Source organism: Ewingella sp. AOP8-B2-18 (assembly GCF_052376015.1).
Taxonomy (GTDB): Bacteria; Pseudomonadota; Gammaproteobacteria; order Enterobacterales; family Enterobacteriaceae; genus Ewingella; species Ewingella allii.
Genome location: NZ_JBQSVB010000008.1, coordinates 59,405 through 75,117, shown reverse-complemented (window position 1 = coordinate 75,117; position 15,713 = coordinate 59,405). Strand labels below are relative to the sequence as shown.

The 15,713-nt window shown below is 53.2% G+C and carries 18 protein-coding genes; 6 read left to right on the top strand and 12 right to left on the bottom strand.

The annotated features are described in order from the left end of the window. Positions 1-22 precede the first annotated feature (22 nt). The 4 genes from kup to ACT3RR_RS16155 all read right to left on the bottom strand — a co-directional run bounded on the left by kup (position 23) and on the right by ACT3RR_RS16155 (position 4,350). Complete coding sequence (gene kup / locus ACT3RR_RS16170) at positions 23-1,891, bottom strand: low affinity potassium transporter Kup (RefSeq protein WP_353504158.1); 1,869 nt, start codon at positions 1,889-1,891, stop codon at positions 23-25. 136 nt (positions 1,892-2,027) lie between these two features. Continuing rightward, positions 2,028-3,209, bottom strand: a complete 1,182-nt coding sequence (locus tag ACT3RR_RS16165) for a sugar transporter (RefSeq protein WP_353504159.1) — start codon at positions 3,207-3,209, stop codon at positions 2,028-2,030. 152 nt (positions 3,210-3,361) lie between these two features. After that, a complete protein-coding gene (locus tag ACT3RR_RS16160) occupies positions 3,362-3,685 on the bottom strand; it encodes an AzlD domain-containing protein (protein WP_485903340.1) in 324 nt (107 codons plus the stop codon). After that, positions 3,682-4,350 (bottom strand): AzlC family ABC transporter permease, encoded by a 669-nt coding sequence (locus ACT3RR_RS16155; RefSeq protein WP_496200702.1) that lies wholly within the window; start codon positions 4,348-4,350, stop codon positions 3,682-3,684. Before ACT3RR_RS16155 ends, ACT3RR_RS16160 begins: the two co-directional genes overlap by 4 nt. A gap of 115 nt (positions 4,351-4,465) precedes the next feature. Between ACT3RR_RS16155 and ACT3RR_RS16150 the strand changes: the two genes are divergently transcribed. Continuing rightward, positions 4,466-5,014, top strand: coding sequence for a helix-turn-helix domain-containing protein (locus tag ACT3RR_RS16150; protein WP_496200701.1), 549 nt, complete (start codon positions 4,466-4,468; stop codon positions 5,012-5,014). A 63-nt stretch (positions 5,015-5,077) separates the two neighbouring features. On the opposite strand, the gene ompC is transcribed toward ACT3RR_RS16150, so the two are convergent. The 7 genes from ompC to ACT3RR_RS16115 form a co-directional block, all read right to left on the bottom strand. Then, a complete protein-coding gene (ompC, locus tag ACT3RR_RS16145) occupies positions 5,078-6,238 on the bottom strand; it encodes a porin OmpC (protein ID WP_485903343.1) in 1,161 nt (386 codons plus the stop codon). Positions 6,239-6,721: 483 nt separating this feature from the next. Continuing rightward, positions 6,722-6,925 carry a hypothetical protein gene (locus tag ACT3RR_RS16140; RefSeq protein ID WP_353504164.1) on the bottom strand — a complete coding sequence of 68 codons (204 nt, stop codon included), beginning with the start codon at positions 6,923-6,925 and terminating at the stop codon, positions 6,722-6,724. A 141-nt stretch (positions 6,926-7,066) separates the two neighbouring features. Beyond that, positions 7,067-7,636: a hypothetical protein gene (locus ACT3RR_RS16135; protein ID WP_496200700.1), complete on the bottom strand. Its 570-nt coding sequence runs from the start codon at positions 7,634-7,636 to the stop codon at positions 7,067-7,069. A 51-nt stretch (positions 7,637-7,687) separates the two neighbouring features. Then, positions 7,688-8,539, bottom strand: a complete 852-nt coding sequence (locus ACT3RR_RS16130) for a metal ABC transporter permease (protein WP_353504166.1) — start codon at positions 8,537-8,539, stop codon at positions 7,688-7,690. Further along, the gene (locus ACT3RR_RS16125; RefSeq protein ID WP_353504167.1) at positions 8,536-9,405 is read right to left on the bottom strand and encodes a metal ABC transporter permease; all 870 of its coding nucleotides are present in this window, start codon (positions 9,403-9,405) and stop codon (positions 8,536-8,538) included. Before ACT3RR_RS16125 ends, ACT3RR_RS16130 begins: the two co-directional genes overlap by 4 nt. Further along, on the bottom strand, positions 9,402-10,199 hold the full coding sequence (locus ACT3RR_RS16120) for a metal ABC transporter ATP-binding protein (protein ID WP_496200699.1): 798 nt from the start codon (positions 10,197-10,199) through the stop codon (positions 9,402-9,404). Before ACT3RR_RS16120 ends, ACT3RR_RS16125 begins: the two co-directional genes overlap by 4 nt. Then, complete coding sequence (locus ACT3RR_RS16115) at positions 10,196-11,137, bottom strand: metal ABC transporter substrate-binding protein (RefSeq protein WP_396132108.1); 942 nt, start codon at positions 11,135-11,137, stop codon at positions 10,196-10,198. The genes ACT3RR_RS16120 and ACT3RR_RS16115 overlap by 4 nt, the downstream gene beginning before the upstream one ends. Positions 11,138-11,327: 190 nt before the next feature. On the opposite strand from ACT3RR_RS16115, the gene mntR reads away from it, so the two are divergent. The 3 genes from mntR to ACT3RR_RS16100 all read left to right on the top strand — a co-directional run bounded on the left by mntR (position 11,328) and on the right by ACT3RR_RS16100 (position 12,751). After that, positions 11,328-11,771: a manganese-binding transcriptional regulator MntR gene (gene mntR, locus ACT3RR_RS16110; protein WP_396132107.1), complete on the top strand. Its 444-nt coding sequence runs from the start codon at positions 11,328-11,330 to the stop codon at positions 11,769-11,771. A 178-nt stretch (positions 11,772-11,949) separates the two neighbouring features. Next, a complete protein-coding gene (locus ACT3RR_RS16105) occupies positions 11,950-12,339 on the top strand; it encodes a polymorphic toxin type 44 domain-containing protein (RefSeq protein WP_353504170.1) in 390 nt (129 codons plus the stop codon). After that, a complete protein-coding gene (locus ACT3RR_RS16100) occupies positions 12,317-12,751 on the top strand; it encodes a hypothetical protein (protein WP_353504171.1) in 435 nt (144 codons plus the stop codon). The genes ACT3RR_RS16105 and ACT3RR_RS16100 overlap by 23 nt, the downstream gene beginning before the upstream one ends. A 39-nt stretch (positions 12,752-12,790) precedes the next feature. Here the strand turns inward: ACT3RR_RS16100 and ACT3RR_RS16095 are convergent, their stop codons facing one another. After that, entirely contained in the window at positions 12,791-13,417 is a 627-nt protein-coding gene (locus ACT3RR_RS16095) for a TetR/AcrR family transcriptional regulator (protein WP_485903449.1), read from the bottom strand. 175 nt (positions 13,418-13,592) lie between these two features. On the opposite strand from ACT3RR_RS16095, the gene ACT3RR_RS16090 reads away from it, so the two are divergent. Both ACT3RR_RS16090 and ACT3RR_RS16085 read left to right on the top strand, forming a co-directional pair. Beyond that, entirely contained in the window at positions 13,593-14,807 is a 1,215-nt protein-coding gene (locus ACT3RR_RS16090) for a Tm-1-like ATP-binding domain-containing protein (RefSeq protein ID WP_496200698.1), read from the top strand. Between the two features lie 12 nt (positions 14,808-14,819). Then, the gene (locus ACT3RR_RS16085) at positions 14,820-15,650 is read left to right on the top strand and encodes a phosphoenolpyruvate hydrolase family protein (RefSeq protein WP_353504174.1); all 831 of its coding nucleotides are present in this window, start codon (positions 14,820-14,822) and stop codon (positions 15,648-15,650) included. Positions 15,651-15,713 lie beyond the last annotated feature (63 nt).

Below are 15,713 nucleotides of genomic sequence, written 5' to 3'. Positions count from 1 at the left end.
ATTGATTGCTTGATAAAAAAACTTAAAACTTCACCATGGCGCCAAGTTCAATAACGCGGTTAGGCGGGAGCTGGAACTGATCCGGCGCCCGCAGCGCGTTACGCTGTAACACTTGGAACAGCTTGCCGCGGATCTGCAAATACCATGGGCGTTTGTCCAATACCAGCGTGTCGCGCGACATAAAGAATGAGGTGTCGCTCATGGTGCAGCGCAGCCCATCCTGCCCGCAACGATAGAACACATCTTCCAGATTGGGCGTCTCGCGCCAGCCATAGCTCGCCACCACGCGCCAGAAGGATGGCGACAGGTGCTCAATGGTCACGCGCTTCAGATTATGCACATAAGGCACATCGGCGCTGCTGATAGTCAGCAAAATGATGCGCTCGTGCAGCACTTTGTTGTGCTTTAAATTGTGCAAAAGCACTAGAGGCACGGCATCCGGCGCGCGGGCCATAAACACGGCAGTGCCCGGTACGCGGCGCGGCGGGGATTTTTCGAGGGAGGTGATCAGCGCGCTCAGGGCATCCGGGTCTTCACGCAGGCGGCGCAACAGCCGCGAACGCTCGGTGTGCCAGGTGATCATGACAAGCAGAATGCTCAGCCCCAGCGCCACCGGCAGCCAGCCGCCGGAGAACAGCTTGGTGAGGTTGGCGGCGAACAGCGGGATATCAATCATCATCAGGAATGCCAGCAGCAGCAGGCCCCAGCGCTTCTTCCAGCCCCAGTTTTTAATCGCCACAATGCACAGCAGGATGGAGGTCAGCAGCATGGTTCCCGTCACCACGATGCCGTAGGCCGACGCCAAGTCGCTGGAGTGTTTGAAGCTGATGATCACAATCAGCACCGCCACGTACAGCAGCCAGTTCACCACCGGAATATAGATTTGCCCGGATTCGACGTCGGAGGTGTACACAATGCGCATCGGTGGCAGATAGCCTAAACGCATCGCCTGACGAGTCAGTGAAAACACGCCAGAAATGACGGCCTGGGAGGCGATAACCGTTGCCAGAGTGGCAATAATCAGTAGCGGAACCAGCGCCCAGTCAGGAGCCAGTAGGAAGAAAGGGTTTTTGATGGCCTCCGGGTTGCTCATCAACAGTGCGCCCTGCCCGAAGTAGTTCAGCACCAGCGATGGCGCCACCAGCAGGAACCACGCAATGCGGATAGGCTTTTTACCGAAGTGGCCCATGTCGGCATACAGCGCCTCGGCCCCGGTCACGGCCAGCACCACCATGCCCAGCGCGAAGAAGGAAATGCCTTTGAATTCAATAAAGAAGTGCAGCGCCCAGTAAGGATTCAAGGCTTGCAGCACGCCCGGATTATACAAGATGCCGCCAATGCCCATCACGCCCAGCGAGACAAACCACAGCACCATCACCGGCGCGAACAGCTTACCGACGCTGCCCGTGCCCTTCTTCTGGATAACAAACAGCAGGGTCAGCACGGCAATGGAGATGGGGATGATAAATTTATCTAGCGAAGGCGCGATGATCTCCAGCCCTTCAATGGCCGAAAGCACCGAAATGGCTGGCGTGATCACCCCATCGCCATAGAAGAAACTGCCGCCAACCAGCCCGAGGAACACCACGGTGGCGTACCAGCGCGGGTTGATATCGCGCACCGCCAGCGACATCAGGGTCAAAATCCCCCCTTCGCCGCCGTTATCGGCACGCATCACGTAGCCGATATATTTGAATGATACCACCAGCATCAGCAGCCAGAAAATCAGCGACAAAAAGCCGAAAATAGATCCTTGGGTCATGGTGATCCCGGCCTGGCCGGTCAGACATTCGCGCAAGGTATAGAGCGGACTGGTACCAATATCACCGTACACTACGCCGATGGCCGCCAGCGTGACGGCAGGCAAGGGCTGCTTCTTTTGTGCATGCATAGATGAGTGATTCGCAAAGTAAAAGGACCGGAAACACCGGCTAATGTTGGGAGTATAGTACCGACATGGGTCGGTACTGTTAATGATATGTTTCTTTGATGGTTATTTGCGAGCTAAGAAGCAAAAGCGAAGCCGATCATACGGTCCGCAGTTGGGGGTATCGGCGCAGGATAAACAGGCACCACGCCAGTGAAATGCAGCCCATCGCCCCGCCGACATAGCCCACGTCCGACAGTTCAAGATGCATAATCACCTGATTGCCCAGCAGTGCACCCGCGCCAATCCCCAGATTGAAAATCCCTGAGAACAGCGACATGGCGACGTCGGTGGCATCCGGCGCCAGCGCCAGCACGCGTATTTGCATTGCCAGCGCGATAGCCATCATCCCAATGCCCCACAAAACGGTCAGCGCAGAGATGCTGAAAGCACTGGTCGAGGAGACCAGCAGCAACAGCATCGAAACCGCGATGATAGTGATGGCGCCGACAAAGAACGCCGTCGGAAATTTGCTGCCCATCACGCTAAATAGCGCACTGCCCAAAATCCCCGCCCCGCCGAAAATCAGCAGTAAGAAGGTAGTGAAATCTTCACTCATTTTGGCGACATTCTGCACGAACGGCTCAATGTAGCTGTACGCCGTGTAGTGCGAAGTGACGATCAGCGCGATCAGCAGGTACATCGACACCAGCGCCGGTCGTTTGAACAGCATCGGCACGCTGCTCAGGGAGCCGCTGTGTTCGCTTGGCAGTTTCGGCAGCAGGCGACTCAGGCTGATTAAGGTGATCAGCGCCACGACGCCAATCACCCCAAAGGTAATGCGCCAGCCAAGATATTGACCAATCACCCGCCCGAGCGGCAGGCCGAGCACCATCGCCAGCGCGGTGCCGGTCGCCAGCATACTCAGAGCCTGCGTTTTCTTGCCCGCCGGGGCGACGCGAATGGCCAGAGAGGAAGTTATTGACCAGAAAATCGCGTGCGCCAGTGCAATCCCAATGCGCGATACCACCAGCGAGCCGAAGTCCCAGGCCACCACCGACAGCACGTGGCTGAGGATAAACAGGCCAAACACCGCCATCAGCAGCAGGCGGCGCTCGACGTTGCGGGTCAGCAGCATCAGCGGCAGCGACATCAGGGCGACCACCCAGGCGTAAATGGTCAGCATCAGGCCGACCTGCGCGGTTTCCATCGAGAAAGAGCTGGCGATGTCTGACAGCAGGCCTACGGGGACGAATTCGGTGGTATTAAAAATAAACGCGGCGATAGCTAGCATGATGACGCGTAGCCACTCGGTTTTGCGCGAAACGTTATGTGATTGCATTGAGATGTTGGCTTGTAAGTGATGGGTTAACTGCTTGTTTAATGACGGCGAGAAATGTCATTTTTTGTGACGAGTATTGTGTTTTATTTCGGCCGGAATGAAAACCGCTAAATCCGGCCTGCGGAGAATTTATGCTCCCTCAGAGCAGAAATTCAAGGTAAACCCAGCCAGCGGGCCAGTGCGGTGACCGCGGCGGCGGAGAGGATCACCGCAATCAGCGGTACTTTTCGCCACGCCAGCACCGCTGCCACCCCTACTCCCAGCAAACGCGCCAACCCAGCGAAGTGTTCACCTTCCAGCAGCGTGGCAATCACCGCCACTGAGAGCAAAAGCGTGGTCGCGGCGTCTGCAATCAGTGCGCGGGTATTCTCAGTGAAGGTCATCCGCGATCCGAGCTTGAAGCCGACAAAGCGAAATGCATAGGTGCCCACGGCCAAAAGCGCGATGCCGCAAATGATCAATGTGTGTTGGTTCATGATTTTTTCTTCCTGATAGCCAATCCGAGCAGTGAAAACAGCACCGGCATACCGACAGGCACAAAAGGCACTGCCGCGAGTGAAATCAGCGCGCCCGAGCAGGCGGAGACGATGGTTTTGGCATTTTTCAGCGCTGGAAGGGTCAACGCCAGCAAGATGGCTGGGAAAACGGCATCAAGGCCGATAGCCTGCGGATCCGGGATAATTTGCCCAATCGAGCCGCCGATAATCACCCCCAGCGGCCAGCAGAGGGCAATGCCCAAGCCGCATAGCCAAAAGGCAGCTTTGCACTCTGCCTTGGTTGGCTGAGACACGCCGAATACTACACTTTCATCATTGACGATGTGGCAGCCCAGCAGGCTCTTGGATTTAGTGCCGACCAAATCTTTCACCGCAATGCCGAACGGCAGATGGCGCGCATTCACCAATAAACCTGCTGCTGCGGCGGCGAACGGGCTTCCGCCACTCGAGACAATACCGATAAAGAGAAACTCAGAGGCCCCGGCCAGCACGAAAACGGAGAGCGCCATCGGCACCCAAAAAGGGAAGCCAACGCCGGTTGCCAGCGAGCCGTAGGATATGCCGACAATACCATCAGCCAGACAGACCAGAATGATGGCCTTAATGGTCCCCGATTTCAGTGCGGAAAATTGATGAAAATGCATTTTTCAATCTCATAACGAACAAACAGGCTGCTATAATGAACATATTAAAATCGTTTTACAAGTCGAACGATTGTTCGTTATAACGGTTATCGCTATCTTTATTTAGGCTAAATCTATGATCCAACCCATCGACATTATTGCCAGCTCTCTGGTCAGGGAGCGCCAGCGCGCAGGCTTATCACTGGCGGAAGTCGCCAGACGCGCGGGAATTGCCAAATCTACCCTCTCGCAACTCGAGGCGGCCAATGGTAACCCCAGCATTGAAACCCTGTGGGCGCTATGCGTCGCGCTGGAGATCCCCTTTGCGCGCCTGATGGAGCCGCAGGTCAACAAGTCGCAGCTGATTCGACGCGGCGAAGGCCCTGCGGTCATTGCCGAATTAGCCAATTATAAGGCCGTGCTGCTGGCAACCTGCCCGCCGGGATCGCGACGGGATATTTATCTGCTGAGCGCCGAGCCGGGCGCCGATCGCGTATCAAAGCCCCATTCGCCGGGATCGGTGGAGCACATTATTGTCACTCAGGGTCAGGCGTTGGTCGGGCTGACGGAGGAGCCCTATGTGCTAAACGCGGGGGATTACATCAGTTATCCGGCAGATCAGGAGCATATTTTCCGCGCTCTGGCGGCGGATACACTGGCTGTGTTGGTGTCTGAACAAAACTAAACGTTGGATATAAAAAACCCGCCATGGCGGCGGGCTTGGGATAACGCGTTTTCAGGCTGAGGTTTAGAACTGATAAACCAGACCCACGGCGACCACATCGTCCGTTGAGATGCCGTTGTCTTTGTAGAAGCTGTCGGAGTTATCCAGCAGGTTGATTTTGTAATCAACGTAGGTCGACATATTTTTATTGAAGTTGTAAGTGGTACCCACTGACACGTATTTCACCAGATCTTTATCGTTGTTGACATTGGTGGTGTTAGTGTTCAGGTCCTTACCTTTAGATTGCAGGTAAGAGACCTCAGGGCGCAGACCGAAATCGAACTGGTATTGTGCAGTGGCTTCAAAGTTCTGCGTTTTGTTGGCGACGTTGCCGTCATTGTCTTGGGTGGTGCCGTTTGCCAGAGTGGTTTTACCGCCACCGTACATGGTCATGTTACGGGTTTCAGAATACATGGTTGCCAGATACAGGCTGTTGGCATCGTATTTCAGGCCCACGGTCCAGACGTCTGCTTTGTCGCCTTTAGCAGTGGTGCCGCCATTGGTTTGGTCATTAGTACGGTCGGAAGAGGCAAATGCCGCACCCGCGCTGATACCCATACCAAAGTCATAGCTGGTGGACATACCGTAGCCATCACCATTCTGGTGGCGAACGTCACGGCTGTTGTTCGTGCCTTCGCCATTGTTAGTGCCGTCGTTTGCGCCTTGGTATTGCAGCGCGAAGTTCAGGCCTTCAACCAGACCGAAGAAGCCGTTATTACGGTAGGTTGCCACGCCGTTGGTACGGCCAACCATGAAGTTATCCGCAGTGGTATAGGTGTCGCCGCCGAACTCAGGCAGCATATCCGTCCAGGATTCAACGTCGTACACCACGCCATAGTTACGGCCGTAGTCAAATGAGCCGTAGTCACCGAATTTCAGGCCCGCGAAGCCGAGACGCGTGGCGTTTTTAGAAGAGCCACTGCTTTCAGTATTGTTCGCCTGAACGTTATATTCCCACTGGCCGTAGCCTGAGAGTTGATCAGAGATCTGGGTTTCACCTTTGAAGCCGAAACGGGCATAAGACTGGTCGCCGTCTTTTGACGCATCGTCAGAAAAATAGTGCAGACCATCAACTTTGCCGTACAGGTCTAATTTGTTGCCATCTTTGTTATAAACTTCAGCCGAATGTGCAGCGTTTGTAATCAGTAATGCTGGGACCAATAGTGCCAATGCTTTTAATTTCATGATCTCATTCCTTTTATCATTCAAATGAATTTTTTTATATTCAATATAATAAATTTGTATATATTATATTTCCTTCTAATAATAACGACAGAGTTCCCCTTGGCATTAATTAATTTTCTATAAATAGATTTATTATTTATTGCTAACTATTTCTTTTGGCTTTAATTATTTGTTTGGTGAATGTATTTAATTTGAATATTCTAAATATATATTAATTTGCGGCGTAAAAAGACAAAGGCGGGAATTAGCGGTTAAATGTGTCAAAATTTAGGCAATAAAAAAACCCATAACTGATATCAGTTACGGGCTCCACAATTGAGAGAAAAATCACATTTACGACGAGGTCAGAGAGAACTAAGGCTAAAAGTGTTGAACATTTACTGCACTACTACTCGGACTACCAGGAGAAAGATCAGGAATTACAGCTAATGGGTGATGCACAGCTCATTCCAGTAACTAAAGCGTACCCTATGCCGGTAAAAGCTATTTCGTGCGATACCAGGCTGGGTCAACTCTTTCCATTGAAAAACTGCCCATTTCGATACCATATAAGCTTCCTGTAGGGATTAAGGCTTCCATCATGCGCGTGCTGTCCTGTGAAGGTTCAGTGAGAAATGCGGTTAAACATTTATCTTTAACGCGTTGCCAAAAGGTTGTTGATGAAGAAAACGAGTTTTTCTGCGTCATGATGTCGGCCCCTTGCTAAATAAATTTCTGAAAGAGAAATGCGTTTTGCGTCGCTCTTCGTTGAAACCAGTTAACAATGGAATGAAGCAGAAATAAAATGACGATTTCTGCTTTCTATATCTGCGTGATGACTATGAGGATTTAGCGGTTTTTATAAAAGGAGAGGACGCGGCGCGGCTCAAAAGTGAAAATAACATACTCGCGGCGGTTCATGCTGATGGTATCAAATTCAGTCATCGGATAATGGCGATGAATAGCCAGCGACTTCTGATTCTCTTTATCGACAAAAGCCACGCCCAGCGCGAAGCGATGTTGCAGAGTTTCACAGATATGAACGAGGAGCTGGGTCAATATCCCTTTGCCGCGAAATTCCCGCCGCACGCTCACTGGCCCGTAGAGGAAAATCTGATCGGCCGGAACCTTGCCGTTACTGACCACGGCGTTGTAAGTCGCCTGCGCCACCCCATGCTTGGCCAGCTTACCGAGCGAAGTCATTGCTACCCCCGCAATCACCGGCTGTCCGTCAACCTGCTCTTTGCAAACAAAAACGCCGACGCCGTCCTGAAAGGTTTTCAGCAAGGATTCGTCCATATTGCCCTGAGTAAATCCCTCGTTAGCTCGCTGCTCGGAAGAGAGGTTCTCACCCTTGGATTCGCTCAGAATGTGCAGGATCTCCTGCACATCGGCATGACCTGATTTAATGATTTCCATGAATACTCCTGAAAAGGGACTCTGCCGTCAGTATGGCAAAAATCTTACTTTTCAGGCGATCTTTTCAGCGCGGCGGGTGGGGATTTTACGTAATAAATAGCCTGCCAGTGCCAGTAAAAAGAGGGTTGCCTGCACCAAAACGATGGCCGGGCCAGTCGCGGCATCAATATAAAAACTGATGAAAGTCCCGGCAATGGCGGCAATCAGTGACGTTGTCACAGCAACCAGCAGCATTTTAGGCAGCGTTTTGCACAACAGAAAAGCTGTGATCCCCGGCGTGATCAGCATGGCAACCACCAGCACAACCCCCACCGCCTGCAAAGCGGCGACAATGGTTAATGCCAGCAAACAGAGCAGCGCGTAGTGGTAGAACCGCACCGGCAGGCCTATCACCTTGGCTTGTACTGGGTCGAAGCAGAACAGCGTCAGATCTTTAAATTTCACCAGAATAGCCAGCGTTACGCCGCCAGCAATCACCAGCGTTTGCAGCATTTCGCTGTCAGTCACGCCGAGCACGTTGCCAAAAAGTATGTGGCTTAAATGCTGTTCAGTGTTAACGCGGGAGAACAGCACCAGTCCCGCTGCAAACATGCCTGAGAAAACAATGCCCATCACCGAATCTTCTTTCACGCGGCAATGCTCTTTGATGTAGCCCGTCGCCACGGCGCAGAATAAGCCGGAAACAAAAGCGCCAATCACCAGTGGAATGCCCGCCAGAAACGCCAACACCACGCCGGGCAGCACCGCGTGCGAGATGGCATCTCCCATCAATGACCAGCCTTTCAAGACCAGAAAGCAGGAGAAGATAGCGCACACGATGCTGGTCGCCATGGCGGTCAACAGGGCGCGCTGCATAAAGACGAAGCCCATCGGCTCCATCACCAGGTCAAACCATGAGGTCATGAGGCACTCTCCTTGTGCTGCGCCTTAGCTCTGATACGAAAGTGATTCGCCAACCAGCCGTGCTTAGGCGCGAAGATGAAGGCCAGCAGGAAGACGCTGGTCTGAAGGCACACAATCACCCCGCCGGTGGCACCATCGAGGTAGTAACTGAGCCAGGCTCCGACCGCGCTAGTGACGGCACCGATGGCGACGGATAACAGCAAAAGGTGGGAGAACCTGTCGGTCAACAAGTAGGCCGTCGCACCGGGTGTGATCACCATGGCGATCACCAAAATCGCCCCGACGGTTTGCAGCGCCGCCACGCTGCAGGCGCTGAACAGGGTGAAGAAAATCACTTTCAGCCACAGGGGCGATAAACCGACTGAGCGGGCATGGGCTTCATCAAAAAATACGGCAAGCAGGTCGCGCCAGATAACACACAGCACCAGCAGCGAAACGCCGACGATGATTTGCACCTGCAAAATATCGGCGTCGTCGATGCCCAAAATATTGCCAAAAAGGATGGACTGCACGTTCACCGAGGTGGGATTCAGTGATACCAAAAGCAGGCCCAGCGCGAAGAAGGAGGAGAAGACAAAGCCGATGATGGCATCTTCACGCAGCCGGGTGTAATGGCGCAGCAGGGTCATGGAGAGCGCGGCCAGAATGCCGGTGCCGAAAGCCCCAATGGCATAGGGAAAGCCCAATGCGTAAGCCCCGGCGACACCCGGAACCACGGAGTGCGACAGCGCGTCGCCCATCAGCGACCAGCCTTTCAACATTAAGTAAGCCGAAAGAAACGCACACACCGCGCCGACCCCGGCGCTTACCCAAATGGCTTTCACCATGTAGTTATAGTGGAAAGGTTGTAGCAGTAGCTCGATCATTGCACCAGCCTCACTGGCGATGGGCGCTCGGCCACGCGCTCTTTCGCCAGATAGTCAATATTGCGCATTGCGCCGCCAAAGGCGTGCTCTAAATTGGCGTGGGTAAAGGTGGTTTCCAGCGGCCCTTTGGCGATCACCGTTCGGTTGATCAGCACCACGCGGTCGCAGAAATCCGGCACGCTGGCGATGTTGTGGGTCGATACCAGAATCAGGTGTCCCTCATCGCGCAGCTGCCTGAGCAGGCCAACAATGGCATTTTCAGTTTTGATGTCGACGCCGGTAAAAGGCTCATCCAGCAGCATCACGCTGCCCTGCTGCGCCAGCGCGCGGGCCAAAAATACCCGTTTCTTCTGCCCGCCGGACAGCTCGCCGATTTGACGCTGAGCAAGATCGGTCAGGCCGACCCGCGCCAAGGCTGAAGCAACTTGCTTCTTGTCCTCTTTAGAAGGAATGCGCAAGAAGGACATTTTGCCGTAGCGCCCCATCATTACCACATCACGCACCAGCACCGGGAAGTTCCAGTCGACGTCTTCTGACTGCGGCACGTAGGCGATAAGGTTCTGGCGCAAAGACTTGGCAACGTCCATTTTGTTGAGCGACACGCTGCCGGTGGTCGGGCGAACAATGCCCATAATGGTTTTGAACAGCGTCGACTTGCCGCTGCCATTTACCCCCAGCAAGGCGCAAATCGAGCCTCCTTCCAGCCGGAAACTGGCATCTTCAATCGCCGTGTGGCCATTGTTATAGGTCACACTGACGTTTTCTACATTGAGTTCTAAGGTTTCTGCTGTCATTGGCCAAACCCTTTTGCCACTGTCCCGACGGTGACTTTCAGCAAATCAATATAGGTTGGCACCGGACCATCGGCTGTCGACAGTGAATCGACATACAGCACGCCGCCATAGGCCGCGCCGGTCTCCTTGCTCACCTGTCTGGCGGGCTTATCTGAAATGGTGCTTTCACTAAACACTACCGGAATATGTTTCTCGCGCACCAAATCAATCAGCTTTTTGACCTGCTGCGGCGTGCCCTGCTCTTCGGCGTTAATAGGCCAAAGGTAGGCTTCCTGCAAACCGTAATCCTTCGCCATATAGCTAAAAGCCCCTTCACTGGTGACTAACCAACGCTGCTCGGCCGGGATTTTCGCCAGTCGGGCACGTAGTGGAGCATCTAATTGGCTGATTTTCTCTGAATAATCTTTAGCATTTTTGTCATACACCTCGGCATTGGCCGGATCGTACTTCACCAGAGCGGCGCGAATATTCTCGACATACACCAAGGCATTTTTGGACGACATCCAGGCATGAGGGTTGGGATTGCCAAGGTAAGGCCCCTCTTGGATCGGCAGCGGCGTAATGCCGTCAGTGACCGTCGCGGAGGGCACATTTTTGATATTTTCGAAGAAACGCCCGAACCAACGCTCAAGATTAAAGCCATTCCACAAAATCAGATCGGCGGATTGGGTTTTGACGATGTCACGCGGCGTCGGCTGGTAATCATGGATTTCCGCCCCCGGCTTGGTGATGGATTCAACCGTGGCGGCGTCGCCCGCGACGTTCTGCGCGATATCCTGAATCACGGTGAATGTCGTGACGACTTTGAATTTTTTCTTTTCTTTATCAGCAGCCTGCGCATTGCCACCCAGCAGTGCGACCAGCATGCCGATGAGCATCAGCCGTAACTGAAACGGGGTAAGGCTGAACAGTTTCCAAACACTTTGTTTTCTCTCCATGAAATTTCTCCTGTGTGCTCTTTTGCAGCGTGGCGACGTTTTATTACACAGATATAGCATAGGCTATACTCCTTAGCCAATGCAAAGTTTGCAAAAATTGGTGCTAGCGCCAGCTTGGTTTACAATATCAATCCCTGTCGCCGTAAATGGCGGCGGTAAAAAACCGTTGAGCGAGAAAGAGGCAAGCGTTGTGAATGAAAAGAAGGTGAATCCTTTACTGGATGTTGAAGAGCACGCTCAGGGTTTTTTACAAGTGCGAGAAGCGCATCGCCGCGAACTGATGGACGACTATGTCGAGCTGATTTCGGATTTGATTCGTGAGTTTGGCGAGGCCAGACAGGTCGACTTGGCAGCCCGTTTAGGCGTATCTCAACCTACAGTGGCAAAAACCCTCAAGCGCTTGGCCAGTGCGGGATTGGTGCGTCAACTTCCCTATCGCGGGACTTTTCTGACGCCAGAGGGCGAGAAACTGGCGGCGGAAAACCGCGAGCGCCACAACGTAGTTGAAGCCTTCTTTATCGCGTTAGGCATCAGCCCGGAAACCGCCCGCCTCGACGCCGAAGGCGTTGAGCACCACGTCAGCGATGAAACCCTCGAAGTCTTCCGCCGATTCACCGAGCAGAATAAGAAGTAACTCCCTTCCCCATGCCATTATGGAACTGAGAGCCATGCTCTCAGGTTTCATGCAACTTCCCATTTTCTTGGATTGTGAATGTCCCTGCATCAACAAAACGGTATTTCATTTTCGGATTTTTTGGCTCAAATGATGCTGGTATGATCTGCTTAAAACTACAAAATAACAGGGAGTTATTATGGCATCAGTTCCATTATCAGGACCAGGTTCGATAGTTGTCATAAACAATATGCGGGAAGCGAGACAACGCGGAACATCAAGAAACGCAGCAACTGCAAGCACGTATTATTGGTTTTATCAAAAGGTCAGAGGCCGCGGTCCTTGGGACTACAAACAATATAATCCTTACTGGCAGGACTTCGGAAATTTCAACTTTGGAGCGGCGGGTTTTGCTGCCGGCATTCCGGAAAAAACGCTGTTAATGGGAGCTGGTTTTGCGCAACAGCGGGCCGGTACATCAAAACCAGAATGGGGAAAATGGACCCAAAAACCCCCGTATGGTGATGACCCTACCGATCAACGTAACATTAAATGGGGAATAGAATATGCCATTCAAAATGGGTACTAAATGGCTGCCATGGATTGTCATTGCGGGGATTTTGGTTGTACTGATGGGGTTATTTTTGAATGTCTCAAGCACGGATAACCGAGAAGAGGATTTATTGCAGCGTGCCTCAAAAGTCAGCGACCGTATGTGGTTGTACGTGACGAAAAGTCAAAGCGGTGGCGCAACGGTTCCTACGCAATATCACTTCTATTTAGCAGGTGAACTGAATGGTAGTGAACACGAAATAGTGAAACATCTGGCTGAGGGTGTTCCCTTTCTCTCGGGGACGGGAACTATCTCTGAGATTCGTCGCGAGGCGGATAATCGGGTTGTCGTCGCTTACAGCGGCAAGGTGTTCTCGCTCAGTAACGAAGCGAGCTATGAAGACGGGGGGCAGCAGATCACGGTTAGTCTCAGTTACCACCTCAACTAATCGCAAAATGCCCGCGCAGTGCGGGCACCTAAGTCCCTCTCACTCCCCCAGCCGTGCATCTTCCTCAGCCTGCCGCAAAATAGCCTTGGCCATCCACTGGGTGAGATCTTGAATTTCGCCGTCACCGACGTGCCAGATATCTTTCATCACCATAAACACTTCCGAGCCGTAAATTAGCGAAAAAGCGTGCATGGTGCGCTGTAACGCTGCTGGCGAAAGCCTGTCTTCCAGGGGGGCGAGCACCCTTTTCAAAATCTTTTTGCGGTTGCCGCGTACCAGCGTCTCTTGGGTATCGGGATCGCGACGCTTTTCTGACCATTGTTGCAGAGATAACTGTAAAGCCGCGCGTAAAACGCCTTCATGTTCTAGCATTCGTGGGTACGCAAAACTCAGTAACTCGGCGATACGTTCACCGGCGTTGGCATGCTGCGGATCCCACTCGATGATTGGCCGCAGGCTTTCTTCCACCATGGCGGCGACCAGCGCACTCTGCGTGGGAAAGTAGCGATACGCCGTCGCGCGGGAAAATCCGGCGCTGGCGGCCACTTCGGTTAACGTAGGTAATGCTCCACTTTCTGCCAGACGCATGGCCGCGGCCACCAGCTTCTGCTGGGTGCGGGTCTGGGCTTCGGTCAGGGCTACCGGCGTATGAATAGGAGTCAAGATAGGGTTTCCACCTAGGAGTCTAATGACGCAACTTTAACAAAAAATGCCTGCTGGAAAAGCAAAATCACCGAAATGTAAATTTTATGAGACTCGAGTCTCAAATGTGTATGATGACCTTGCTCTAGTGAGACTGGCGTCTCATTATGCGGGGATATTAATCAAAAAGGATGTCCTGATGAACGCAAAACAAGCCAATGTTTATGTTGCTACCACCACCGATACCAAAGGCCGGGAACAGGCTTTTGTGGCGGATTTAATCCGCGCGACGGGGGTTAACGTGGTCACGGTCGATTTATCGACCAAGCACAAAACCCATGACGGTCAGGCTGATATCAGTGCCGCCGCCGTCGCTGCGTTTCATCCTCAGGGCATCGATGCGGTTTTCTGTGGCGATCGCGGCAAAGCCATCAGCGCCATGGCGCAGGCGTTCGAAGGCTTTATCGCCTCACGGACTGACGTGGCGGGCTTGTTGGGCCTAGGTGGCTCTGGCGGCACGGCATTAATCACACCGGCGATGCAGGCTCTGCCCGTTGGCGTGCCGAAGTTGATGGTGTCGACCATGGCTTCTGGCGATGTCTCGGCGTATATCGGCGCGAGCGATATATCCCTGCTCTACTCTGTGACTGACGTCGCGGGTTTGAATCGCATTTCGCGTAAAGTGCTGGCTAACGCCGCGCACCAAATAGCCGGCGCGGTACTGTTTTCTCACCCAGAAAGCCAGGATGACAAACCGGCGGTTGGCCTCACCATGTTTGGCGTCACCACGCCGTGCATCAATAGCGCCAGCGAATTGCTAGAGAGCGAATTCGACTGTCTGGTGTTTCACGCGACAGGCAGCGGCGGTAAAGCGATGGAGAAATTAGTCTCCAGCGGGTTGCTATCCGGCGTGCTGGATTTAACGACCACGGAAGTGTGCGACCTGCTGTTCGACGGCGTACTGGCCTGCGGGCCGGAGCGTTTCGACGCCATCGCCCAGACTGAAATCCCCTTCGTGGGATCGTGTGGCGCCTTGGATATGGTCAATTTTGGGCATATTTCCACGGTCCCGGCCAAGTATGCCGACCGCCAGTTTTATGAACATAACGCGCAGGTGACGCTGATGCGCACCACGCCGGAAGAAAACGCCGAAATGGCGAGATGGATCGGGGAAAAGCTCAACGCCTGCGAAGGCGAAGTGCGTTTCCTGATACCAGAGGGCGGTTTTTCCGCTCTAGATGCAGTCGGGCAACCCTTCTGGAACCCCGATGCGTTGAATGCTTTTGCTAACACCTTGGAAAACACCGTAAAACAGACCGCGAAGCGGCGTGTAATTAGGCTCAACTGCAACATCAATGATCCAGAGTTTGCAGAAACGGCAGTAGGACTTTTTAAAGATATTGCTCAACATTAAGGGAAAACCATCATGGCTAAATTTGAACGACAGGCGCTACTGGCAAAATTCCGCGAAATGATCGCACGTCGCGAACCTATCATTGGCGGCGGCGCGGGAACCGGCCTTTCGGCAAAATGCGAAGAAGCGGGTGGCATTGACTTGATTGTGATCTACAACTCTGGGCGTTATCGCATGGCCGGGCGCGGCTCTTTGGCAGGCTTACTGGCCTATGGCAACGCCAACGAGATTGTGGTGGATATGGCGAAGGAAGTGATCCCGGTGGTAAAACACACGCCAGTTCTGGCCGGTGTCAACGGCACAGACCCCTTCTGCCAGTTCGACAAATTCCTCGATGATTTAAAAGCCCTTGGCTTTGCCGGTGTGCAAAATTTCCCCACTGTCGGCCTGATTGACGGCAACTTCCGCGCGAACCTGGAAGAGACCGGCATGGGATACGGACTGGAAGTGGACATGATCCGCCTCGCCCACCAAAAAGACATGCTGACCACGCCTTACGTATTTAGCGCGGCGGACGCCATCGCCATGACCGAAGCCGGTGCTGATATCATCGTGCCGCACATGGGGTTAACCACCGGTGGCAATATCGGCGCGGGCACCGCGTTGAAACTCGAAGATTGCGTACCGCTGATTAATGACTGGGCCAAAGCGGCGAAAGGCGTGCGCGAAGACGTGATTGTGCTGTGCCACGGCGGACCGATTTCTTCGCCACAGGATGCAGAATACATCATGCAGAACTGCCCGCAGGTTGACGGTTTCTACGGTGCCAGCTCAATGGAGCGCCTGCCGACCGAGGTGGCGCTGACCGAAACCACCCGCCAGTTCAAATCATTGACTCGCTGAGGTTTTAACTATTAAAAAGCCCGGTGATTGCAACAATCACCGGGCTTTTTTTATGTCATTTTT

Excerpts from the sequence above, each read along its gene's own strand:
- ompC (WP_485903343.1), bottom strand. The coding sequence starts at position 6,238 with ATGAAATTAAAAGCATTGGCACTATTGGTCCCAGCATTACTGATTACA.
- ACT3RR_RS16125 (WP_353504167.1), bottom strand. The coding sequence starts at position 9,405 with ATGATCGAGCTACTGCTACAACCTTTCCACTATAACTACATGGTGAAA.
- ACT3RR_RS16140 (WP_353504164.1), bottom strand. The coding sequence starts at position 6,925 with ATGACGCAGAAAAACTCGTTTTCTTCATCAACAACCTTTTGGCAACGC.
- ACT3RR_RS16105 (WP_353504170.1), top strand. The coding sequence starts at position 11,950 with ATGGCATCAGTTCCATTATCAGGACCAGGTTCGATAGTTGTCATAAAC.
- ACT3RR_RS16150 (WP_496200701.1), top strand. The coding sequence starts at position 4,466 with ATGATCCAACCCATCGACATTATTGCCAGCTCTCTGGTCAGGGAGCGC.
- ACT3RR_RS16100 (WP_353504171.1), top strand. The coding sequence starts at position 12,317 with ATGCCATTCAAAATGGGTACTAAATGGCTGCCATGGATTGTCATTGCG.
- ACT3RR_RS16135 (WP_496200700.1), bottom strand. The coding sequence starts at position 7,636 with ATGGAAATCATTAAATCAGGTCATGCCGATGTGCAGGAGATCCTGCAC.
- ACT3RR_RS16155 (WP_496200702.1), bottom strand. The coding sequence starts at position 4,350 with ATGCATTTTCATCAATTTTCCGCACTGAAATCGGGGACCATTAAGGCC.
- ACT3RR_RS16165 (WP_353504159.1), bottom strand. The coding sequence starts at position 3,209 with ATGCAATCACATAACGTTTCGCGCAAAACCGAGTGGCTACGCGTCATC.
- ACT3RR_RS16160 (WP_485903340.1), bottom strand. The coding sequence starts at position 3,685 with ATGAACCAACACACATTGATCATTTGCGGCATCGCGCTTTTGGCCGTG.
- ACT3RR_RS16120 (WP_496200699.1), bottom strand. The coding sequence starts at position 10,199 with ATGACAGCAGAAACCTTAGAACTCAATGTAGAAAACGTCAGTGTGACC.
- ACT3RR_RS16090 (WP_496200698.1), top strand. The coding sequence starts at position 13,593 with ATGAACGCAAAACAAGCCAATGTTTATGTTGCTACCACCACCGATACC.
- ACT3RR_RS16115 (WP_396132108.1), bottom strand. The coding sequence starts at position 11,137 with ATGGAGAGAAAACAAAGTGTTTGGAAACTGTTCAGCCTTACCCCGTTT.
- kup (WP_353504158.1), bottom strand. The coding sequence starts at position 1,891 with ATGCATGCACAAAAGAAGCAGCCCTTGCCTGCCGTCACGCTGGCGGCC.
- ACT3RR_RS16085 (WP_353504174.1), top strand. The coding sequence starts at position 14,820 with ATGGCTAAATTTGAACGACAGGCGCTACTGGCAAAATTCCGCGAAATG.
- ACT3RR_RS16130 (WP_353504166.1), bottom strand. The coding sequence starts at position 8,539 with ATGACCTCATGGTTTGACCTGGTGATGGAGCCGATGGGCTTCGTCTTT.